Origin of the sequence: uncultured Microbacterium sp. (assembly GCF_963521695.1) — a bacterium.
Classification (GTDB): domain Bacteria; phylum Actinomycetota; class Actinomycetes; order Actinomycetales; family Microbacteriaceae; genus Microbacterium.
The window spans coordinates 1-5827 of sequence record NZ_CAUQWC010000216.1; the positions used below are offsets into that span (position 1 = coordinate 1).

11 protein-coding genes are annotated in these 5827 nt (G+C 69.3%); 7 read left to right on the top strand and 4 right to left on the bottom strand.

Going from position 1 to position 5827, the window contains the following annotated elements; genetic code table 11:
• Positions 1–252: 252 nt before the first annotated feature.
• Positions 253–1224 carry an alpha/beta fold hydrolase gene (locus RWP81_RS13590; protein WP_314456947.1) on the bottom strand — a complete coding sequence of 324 codons (972 nt, stop codon included), beginning with the start codon at positions 1222–1224 and terminating at the stop codon, positions 253–255.
• Between the two features lie 78 nt (positions 1225–1302).
• On the opposite strand from RWP81_RS13590, the gene RWP81_RS13595 reads away from it, so the two are divergent.
• On the top strand, positions 1303–1542 hold the full coding sequence (locus RWP81_RS13595) for a DUF3072 domain-containing protein (protein ID WP_183418589.1): 240 nt from the start codon (positions 1303–1305) through the stop codon (positions 1540–1542).
• Between the two features lie 32 nt (positions 1543–1574).
• On the opposite strand, the gene RWP81_RS13600 is transcribed toward RWP81_RS13595, so the two are convergent.
• Positions 1575–2063 (bottom strand): MarR family transcriptional regulator, encoded by a 489-nt coding sequence (locus tag RWP81_RS13600; RefSeq protein ID WP_314456951.1) that lies wholly within the window; start codon positions 2061–2063, stop codon positions 1575–1577.
• A gap of 136 nt (positions 2064–2199) precedes the next feature.
• Here RWP81_RS13600 and RWP81_RS13605 point away from each other — a divergent pair, with 136 nt between their 5' ends.
• Positions 2200–2727 (top strand): MarR family transcriptional regulator, encoded by a 528-nt coding sequence (locus RWP81_RS13605; protein ID WP_314456953.1) that lies wholly within the window; start codon positions 2200–2202, stop codon positions 2725–2727.
• A 96-nt stretch (positions 2728–2823) separates the two neighbouring features.
• On the top strand, positions 2824–3078 hold the full coding sequence (locus RWP81_RS13610; protein ID WP_314456955.1) for a three-helix bundle dimerization domain-containing protein: 255 nt from the start codon (positions 2824–2826) through the stop codon (positions 3076–3078).
• Position 3079: 1 nt separating this feature from the next.
• Here the strand turns inward: RWP81_RS13610 and RWP81_RS13615 are convergent, their stop codons facing one another.
• Positions 3080–3391 carry a hypothetical protein gene (locus RWP81_RS13615; protein WP_314456957.1) on the bottom strand — a complete coding sequence of 104 codons (312 nt, stop codon included), beginning with the start codon at positions 3389–3391 and terminating at the stop codon, positions 3080–3082.
• A 114-nt stretch (positions 3392–3505) separates the two neighbouring features.
• On the opposite strand from RWP81_RS13615, the gene RWP81_RS13620 reads away from it, so the two are divergent.
• Positions 3506–3823 (top strand): hypothetical protein, encoded by a 318-nt coding sequence (locus RWP81_RS13620; RefSeq protein ID WP_055959437.1) that lies wholly within the window; start codon positions 3506–3508, stop codon positions 3821–3823.
• Positions 3824–3865: 42 nt separating this feature from the next.
• On the opposite strand, the gene RWP81_RS13625 is transcribed toward RWP81_RS13620, so the two are convergent.
• Positions 3866–4192: a hypothetical protein gene (locus RWP81_RS13625; RefSeq protein ID WP_055959435.1), complete on the bottom strand. Its 327-nt coding sequence runs from the start codon at positions 4190–4192 to the stop codon at positions 3866–3868.
• Between the two features lie 117 nt (positions 4193–4309).
• On the opposite strand from RWP81_RS13625, the gene RWP81_RS13630 reads away from it, so the two are divergent.
• The 3 genes from RWP81_RS13630 to RWP81_RS13640 all read left to right on the top strand — a co-directional run.
• Positions 4310–4447: a hypothetical protein gene (locus RWP81_RS13630; RefSeq protein WP_314456961.1), complete on the top strand. Its 138-nt coding sequence runs from the start codon at positions 4310–4312 to the stop codon at positions 4445–4447.
• Between the two features lie 43 nt (positions 4448–4490).
• Positions 4491–5168, top strand: a complete 678-nt coding sequence (locus tag RWP81_RS13635) for a GTP pyrophosphokinase family protein (protein WP_243223458.1) — start codon at positions 4491–4493, stop codon at positions 5166–5168.
• A gap of 51 nt (positions 5169–5219) precedes the next feature.
• Positions 5220–5827 (top strand): transposase (locus RWP81_RS13640; protein ID WP_314456964.1); only part of this gene is annotated, 608 nt, incomplete at its 3' end.

Here is a 5827-nt window from a genome sequence, read left to right on the forward strand (position 1 = left end):
ACACCGCGCATCCCACGACCATCGGGCTCGGCGACACGTTCGTCGGCGGCTTCCTCGCCGCGGTGCCCGCAGCCGCCCGTCTCGCGACGGCGGTCGCCCTGGAACGCGCGCTCGACGCGACGTCGCCCGCGCGCTGACCGGTGACCGGCGGAGGGTGGGCGAGGAGTGGAGGGCCGACGGGCTCGCCGGGCCCTCCGATCCTCGCCGCTCATCCGCTCATCACGGGGAGCGAGGATCGCTAGCCCGTCGGCGTCAGTCGCGGGAGCCGGGCCGGTAGGCCCTCCACAGCACGCGCGAATGCCGGGCCTTCGCCCGCTGCACGCCGTGCTCGTCCTTGCGCGCCGCGCTGATCCACTCAGCCAGCCGGCTCGCGATCGCCCCGAGCACCATGCGGATGTCGGCGTGCGCGGCGGGCGGGACCGCGGCCTCGGCCGCCGGCATCCGCCCCTTCGGTGCGAGCTCGTCGTGCACGTGCCGCATCGTCAGCCGAGCGACGCCGACCGCGTGGCTGTTGACGACGCAGTGCGCGGCCCCCTCGATCTCCCACCGTCGGGCAGCGTGTGCGCGAGAGACCAGACGCGAGTGGAGACGCCGGGGAGAGGGGCGGTCGAACTCCCCGCGGACGAGCAGCACGGTGGCACGGCCCTCAGCGATGCGATCGGAGATCCGGTATCGCAGCATGTGCGGGAGCGTCTCGAAGAAGTAGAGGAATCCGCACAGCAGGTAGGCCGAGACCGCCAGGAGAGCGATGTGGATCGACTCGCGCACGGTGGACTGCGCGAAGCGCACGGCCTGCAGCAGCGCGTTCGACTCGGTCTCATCGACCACCGGGCTCACCAGCACGGCGTGCGTCAAGTGGCGGCGTCGAGCGAGGACCTCGGTGACGACCTGCGTGCCCATCGAGTGACCGATCAGCACGGGCGCGGTGAGACCGTAGTGATCGAGCACGCCCTCCACCTGATCGGCGAAGAACTGCGCGGTCGGCTGCTCACCGGATGCCGGGACACCGCCGAAGCCGGGCAGGTCGAGGGCGTACACCTCTCCCTCCTCGGCCAGCAGGGGCGCGAGGAACTCGAAGTACGACGAAGCGACCCCGATACCGGCGACGAGCACGAACGACCGGCCCGAGTCCGTCCCCGTCGAGACGCGCGTCACGCGCGTGCGCGCGTCACCTCGGCGGTACGTGTCGACCTGCACGTCGGCGGGGCGGGAGTCATCGGCCATCAGACCAGGATGCCGTACACGCCTGAACGCCCTGTCAATCCCGGGCCCGGCGTCACGGAACGCGCCTAGCCTCGGGTCATGAGCGATTCCTCCCGTGAAGAAGAGACCCTGGGTGCCGTCCGCGAGGGTGAGAACCCCGCCGAGAAAGACCCGTCCGACTGGGTCACCGGCGACGAGCCGATGACTGCTCCCCAGCGCAGCTACCTCGACACGCTCGCTCGCGAGGCGGGCGAGGAGATCCCCGCCGATCTGAACAAGGCCGAGGCCTCCGAGCAGATCGAGCGCCTGCAGAACGAGACCGGTCGCGGCAACAGCTGACCGATCGCGCGAAGCGCCCCGACACCTGGGATTCAGGTCGTGCGGGGCGTTTCGTCGTTGGGGCACATCTCGCCCATGTCTTCGGTCTCGCTGCGGGCGATGTCGTCGAGGAAGTCGGCGACGATGCGCCGTTCCTCGGGACCCAGGCGCGCGGCCGCGGCGACGGCGGAGGCGCGTCGGACGGCGAGGATGCGGCGCGCGGGGGACGCGGCGTCGATGGTCTCGCGCACGACGATGGAGCGCCGGTCGCCGGGGTACGGCTCCCGCGCCACCCAGCCCGCGTCCGCGAGGCGGTCGATGAGTGCCGTCGTCGCCGCCGACGAGATGCCGAGCATCGCGGCGAGCATGCGGGGGGTGACGGGCTCGGCGTCGTCCGCGCGCTGCAGCAGGAACCGCAGGACCTTCGCATCGTTGGGACCGATGCCCAGGGACTGCAGCGCCGCGCGCTCGGACGCGATGCCCGAATCGGTGAGGTCGTTGAGCGCCTTCACCACGTCATCCGCTGTCGCCGGGTCTCGCATCTCGCCTCCTCGGATATCTCGATGGGTTAGTGTCTTCGGTGCCGATCAAGTAGTCAGCCGCTCTAATTGAATCGTACCCGCCCTCCACATACGTGGGCAGGGGGCTGGACGAGCTGGGCTGTCATAAGATGCCCTGGTGGAAAACGGGTCGGAGTCGTCGCGCTACTGGTACGGCGCGGGCGAAGAGGATCGCCGTCGACGCGCCGTCGACGTGCTCCAGGCCTTCCGCGTGTATCGGGCCGCCGAAGTGGCCATGCGGCGACGCACCCGTGACTCGATGTCGATGGGCGAGAACGAGCTCCTCGTGCTGCGCTACCTGCTGAGGGCGGCGGGTCAGGAGAGGCAGGTCTCGCCCAGCGAGTTGACGCGCTACCTGGGGGTGTCGACCGCCTCCACCACCGCGATCGTCGACCGACTCGAGAAGTCTGGCCACGTGGTGCGGGTGCCGCACCCCACCGACCGCCGCAGCATCTTCATCGTCGCCACGTCCGCCAGTGACGACGAGGTGCGCGCCACCCTCGGGTCCATGCATTCGCGCATGATGGCAGCCGTGGTCGACATGACCCCGGAAGAGAGCGCGGCCGTCATCGCCTGCCTCGGCCGGCTGCAGGATGCCGTCGATCAGGTCGACCCGCACCCGGTCGACGCCGATCTCGCGCACTGACCGTCGCGCAACGATGAGTCGGCGTCCGAGAAGGTCGCCTAGCTACTTTTCCCGAGAGTATTAGGCCACGGCCGGGCGGCATGAAACCATCGACGCATGGACGAAAGCGCTGTCGAGGAGCGCCCGACCGCGCGCCCGGCGAAGATCGTCGCCGTCGTCGACGGGATTCCGGTGGCGTCGTTCCACGACGTGGTCACGCGTCTGCGCGCGGAGTACCCCGGCGAAGACCCCGCGCACATCGAGGGCGTCGTCCTCCGTGAGTGGGATGCCTTCTCAGCGGGTCGCCCGCTCGTCGTTCCGACCGCTGTCGAAGAGGGTGCGCGCGAGATCCTCGATCAACCGCACGCCTGATTCACGACCCGGGGTGCGGCGGCTCCTCGACGAGGAGCAGCCCGCCCGAGGAGTTGGCCGAGTTCGCGAGGGCCTCGATCCACGCGCGGCTCAGAAGGGCCGGCTCGGGCTCGTCGAACACGAAGCGCAGCGGGATCGACGGGTGCAACCACACCGTGCTGCGTCCCACCTCCTGATCGGGTCCGTGCGTCCACGACAGCGTGAAGCTCTCGCCCCGACGGAGCTTGGTGGCGATGACGACCTTGACGTGCGCCAACGCACGATCGTCGATCTTGATCGGCGTCGCGGCGTCTCCGTAGTAAAGCGTTCCCACACGAGCACGTTAGTCTCGCCGTGCGACACCGGCCCGAGGGCTTGATTCGGGCGAGCCGGCATGGCATCCGAGAATGCGGAGGGCGCTCTGTCTTCCTCGACTAGGCTCGTGAACATGGGCAGATTCATCTACGACACCGTGGCCAATGCGGTCGACATCGATGACCGCACGCTGGCGCACCTGCGCATCGTCGTGATGAACAAATTGCGCCGGTCCGAGTCGTTCATGTTCGACGTCGAGGTCGGTGACGGCAGCGGGCGTCGCAGTTTCTGGATGCACCCCTCGGTGCCGATCCAGTTCCACTTCTACGGCAGCCGCCAGCCGCGGATCAACCGCGTCTGGGTCGAAGACCTGATGCTCGCCGCATCCGGCCCGAACGGCCTCGCGATCACACCCGAGCCCAGCGAAGACGCTCACGTCGAAGAGGGCTGATCCCGCGGCCTCCGCGAGCGCCCGCCGCGCTGCGAGGCGGGCTCAGGCCGTGCCGGAATGCGCGGCCGGACTCATGTCTTCCGGAACGAGCAGGATGCCGCCCGAGGAGTTGGCCGAGTCGGCGAGACGCTCGATCCATTCGCGGCTCAGGGTTGCGGGTTCGGCCTCGTCGAAGACGAAGCGCAGGGGGATCGCGGGGTGCAGCCACAGCGTGCTGCGTCCGCGTTCCTCGTCGTCACGGTGACGCCATGAGAGCGTGAAGCTCTCTCCGCGACGCAGCTTCGTCGAGATCACGACCTTGAGGTGGGCGAGAGCACGGTCCTCGATGTGGACGACCGTGCCGCTTCCGCCGTAGTGAATGGTCCCCATGCCGCCACGATACGCCAGAGCATGCGCGAAGTACGCGCCGGATATCACGGTGTCAAGACCACCCGGGGGTGCGCGGGCCACCTGACAAAGTGGGGGGACGCACGGAAGGAGAGCGCCGTGACACACCCCCCGATCCCTCGGCACTCCGAGCCCGCGGACGACCCCGACCTGCCGGAGGTCTTCCGCAGCCTGATCGGCATCGACGTCATCGATGGCGAGTTGGTCCCGCGAGCATCGGAGCCGCCGCCACGGTGAGGCTCTCAGCGGCCTCGTAGTCATCGTCGGTACCGTCGTGCCCATGTCGGATGCGCTGGACGATCAGCAGATCACCGTCTCCGGTGCGGCGCTTCGGGCACTGCGCGACGAGTTCCAACGCTTCCTGATGGAGTACCGGTTCGGGCTCGCCGAGGTCGAGACGAAGATCTCGATCCTGCGCGAAGAGTTCCAGGAGATGCACGCGTACAACCCGATCGAGCACGTCTCGAGCAGGGTGAAGTCGCCCGACAGCCTCGTCGATAAGGTGCGGCGCAAGGGCATCGAGGCCGACTTCGACTCGATCCGGTCCGCAATCACCGACATCGCCGGCATCCGCATCACGTGCAGTTTCGTCGACGACGCGTACCGCCTGTCCGACCTGCTCACTCGGCAGGACGACATCACCGTGCGCGATGTGAAGGACTACATCGCCCAGCCGAAGGCGAACGGCTACAAGAGCCTGCACGTCATCGTCGAGGTGCCCGTCTACCTGTCGACGGGGCGCGTCGACGTGCCCGTCGAGGTGCAGTTCCGCACGATCGCGATGGACTTCTGGGCCAGCCTGGAGCACAAGATCTATTACAAGTACGACCGTCTCGTGCCGGTCGAGTTGCTGGACGAATTGAAGAACGCCGCCGACACCGCGTCGGAACTGGACGCGCGCATGGAACGACTTCATCGCGAGATCCGCGGTCCGCGTCCGGGCATCGTCTCGCTCTGAGCGCGCGGCGAGCGGCTGGTCGCGCCCCTCCCGGGTGGGGAGAATAGAGGGATGAGCGACGACGACGCACGCCTCGACGAGGTCGCCGCCGATCTGCTCGCCCTGCCGCCCGCGCGTTTCACCGCGGCCCGCAACGAACGCGCCGCCGATATCGGCGGAGGTGTCGGCCGCCGCATCGCCAAGCTGCGCAAGCCCACCGTCGCCGCGTGGGCCGTGAACCTGCTCGTGCGCGACGGACAGCTCGGCGAAGCGGTGGAGCTGTCGCGCGCGCTGCACGAGGCGCAGGACGACCGGGATGCCGCCGAGCTCGCGCGGCTCGGACGACAGCGACGGCAGCTGGTCTCGGCACTCGCCCGCCGCGCGGGTGAACTGGCCGCCGACGCGGGCACCCCGTTGAGTGCGGCGATGGCGGATGCCGTGGAGAAGAGCGTGAATGCCGCGATCGTCGACGAGACGGCCGCCGCCGCGATCCTGACGGGCCGCCTCGTGTCAGCGATCGACCTGGCCGCTCTCGAGGGTGACGCCCTCGGCCAGGCGGTCGCAGGCTCCCTCCCCGACGCCATGCCGACGCCTCCCCCGCGCGACGACCTCGGTGCCCGCCGCGCCCGCAAGGCCGCCGAACGGGCGGTGCGCGAGGCGGAGCGGGCGCACACCGACGC